Annotated in this window: 6 protein-coding genes; 5 read left to right on the top strand and 1 reads right to left on the bottom strand. The window is 47.7% G+C overall.

All coding sequences use genetic code 11. The features are described 5' to 3' along the window. Positions 1-66 precede the first annotated feature (66 nt). The 4 genes from JJB97_RS17860 to JJB97_RS17850 all read left to right on the top strand — a co-directional run bounded on the left by JJB97_RS17860 (position 67) and on the right by JJB97_RS17850 (position 1059). Complete coding sequence (locus JJB97_RS17860) at positions 67-243, top strand: YagK/YfjJ domain-containing protein (RefSeq protein WP_238715423.1); 177 nt, start codon at positions 67-69, stop codon at positions 241-243. Between the two features lie 115 nt (positions 244-358). After that, entirely contained in the window at positions 359-595 is a 237-nt protein-coding gene (locus tag JJB97_RS17855) for a helix-turn-helix transcriptional regulator (protein WP_238715422.1), read from the top strand. A gap of 114 nt (positions 596-709) precedes the next feature. Further along, positions 710-868 (top strand): putative zinc ribbon protein, encoded by a 159-nt coding sequence (locus JJB97_RS18870; RefSeq protein ID WP_451923538.1) that lies wholly within the window; start codon positions 710-712, stop codon positions 866-868. Next, positions 868-1059: a hypothetical protein gene (locus JJB97_RS17850; RefSeq protein WP_238715421.1), complete on the top strand. Its 192-nt coding sequence runs from the start codon at positions 868-870 to the stop codon at positions 1057-1059. The genes JJB97_RS18870 and JJB97_RS17850 overlap by 1 nt, the downstream gene beginning before the upstream one ends. A gap of 61 nt (positions 1060-1120) precedes the next feature. Here JJB97_RS17850 and JJB97_RS17845 read toward each other — a convergent pair whose 3' ends face one another. Beyond that, positions 1121-1348, bottom strand: coding sequence for a hypothetical protein (locus JJB97_RS17845; RefSeq protein WP_238715420.1), 228 nt, complete (start codon positions 1346-1348; stop codon positions 1121-1123). A 115-nt stretch (positions 1349-1463) separates the two neighbouring features. On the opposite strand from JJB97_RS17845, the gene JJB97_RS17840 reads away from it, so the two are divergent. Continuing rightward, a complete protein-coding gene (locus JJB97_RS17840) occupies positions 1464-1742 on the top strand; it encodes a zinc-ribbon domain-containing protein (RefSeq protein WP_238715419.1) in 279 nt (92 codons plus the stop codon). Positions 1743-1748: the final 6 nt, after the last annotated feature.

Below are 1748 nucleotides of genomic sequence, written 5' to 3'. Positions count from 1 at the left end.
GAGAGGCGAAGTGTCTGGTGATCTATGGGGCTAGTCTAGGCGTTGCGCTACCGGGGAACGAAACGTGTGCCTGTACGCATGCCTACGGCGATTTATGAGATTAACCGGAATAGCTACGACCAGAATTATTATGAGAATGTTCTGGGCCATTTCAGCTATTTAGCGAAAGAGTATACCAAGCTGTCTGGCGATGGATATCGCAACTTTGGCTGCAGTCAGCTTCCTCGCAAAGAGAAGCAGTAAGTTTTTTTCTACTGGAGATCCGATGATATTGACCAGATGCAAGCGAGTTAACAAATCATCGTTGGCGACAATTGCACGACTGGTCTTTCACTCATCAGATTAAGGATAACCATCCATGACCAGTAAGCCTAAATACCCAGTCCTCACCATTGACGATATTGACCTGAACAACGACAAGCTGGTGGATATGGAGACGATTACGAAATTTACCGGCATGACGGACAAGTGGTTCTACAAGCTGATTAGCCTTGACCAGTTCCCCAAGCCCATCAAATGTGGACGTAGCTCTCGCTGGCTGGAACGCCATGTGAAGGAATGGGTACTTGAACGTATTGAAGCGTCCCGCAGCTAAACCCCTGTCTCCAGCTATACCAGCCTTTCTCTTAACGTAAACCCAAACATACAACGCAATGCCTTCCATAAGGCAGGACTACTGCTGTCTGTCGTTTGGGTAAGGAACTGAATTATGAAGAAGATTAGACGCGTCAAATTCACCGTTACGCCAACCCGCTGGATTTGTATCCAGTGCCATCGCCAATTTGGAGGCGAGAAACCTTGTCCATTCTGCTACGGCAGTATCAGTGTTGCTGAAGCAGCAGCGTCAAAAGTTGGGGGAGTGTACTGATGGCGACAAATACAGACACGTTATCCACTTTTCATAGCAGACGTGGCGTTACGGCCTCATGTTTATGGTTAGATGACGTGGATGAACCTGAAAACGAAGGCGACGATTTTGACTATCGGGATAGTGAGTTTTTCGATGATTCAGCCGCTAAACAGACATCCCCGGAATTTGAGGAGGACGATGACTGGTAGCGGTGCTACACGCTTGAAGGCCGGAAGCAGGTGCATTCACCACCTGCTTTTATATGCCCGATTAACGCAGCTTACGCGCGTAGTTTTTCCTGACACGCGTATTAATGAAACTGTTCAGTCCTCTACCAGTACTAGCGAGTTGCTGCATTTGCTGTACCGCACGTAAACCCGGTTTCATGCTGTTGTAGAGATACGCCGAACCATCCTGAAACTCTACGGTAATAGCATCGCCAGCAATCTCGTAGCAAACGACCCCTGAAGTGCCACCCAGATTTTTATATCGTTCCATTCAACATCCTCCTGAATTTACACAACTAATGACTGCCCGGGCATTATATCCCTTTGCTTTGGGTGGTTATGTGAGTTCGTGCCGTTTTTCAGGAGAGCGCCGCAAGGAGTTAGTCATGAGAATGCTCAGTATGACCATCGCACAAGATGGTGCCGGAAATATCGTCATTGCACACCGGATTCCACAAGGACAAAAAGATCAACACAGGCAATACTACTGCCGCTTCTGTGGCTGTCCGCTGGTATTGCTGAATAAAGAACTCAACACAGGACCACGTTTCGAACACGATACCGGACAGTATCCTGCGGAGAAATTACGGAAATGCACCTTCTATGATGGAAAAGACAGAGAAAACAAACAACGTAAGCGTCCAGCGAAAGCCGTCTGGTCATAATCTGAA

Source organism: Tenebrionibacter intestinalis (assembly GCF_016632365.1).
GTDB classification, from domain to species: domain Bacteria; phylum Pseudomonadota; class Gammaproteobacteria; order Enterobacterales; family Enterobacteriaceae; genus Tenebrionibacter; species Tenebrionibacter intestinalis.
The sequence above is the reverse complement of the archived record's forward strand: the minus strand, read 5'-3'. Positions and strand labels throughout refer to the sequence as shown.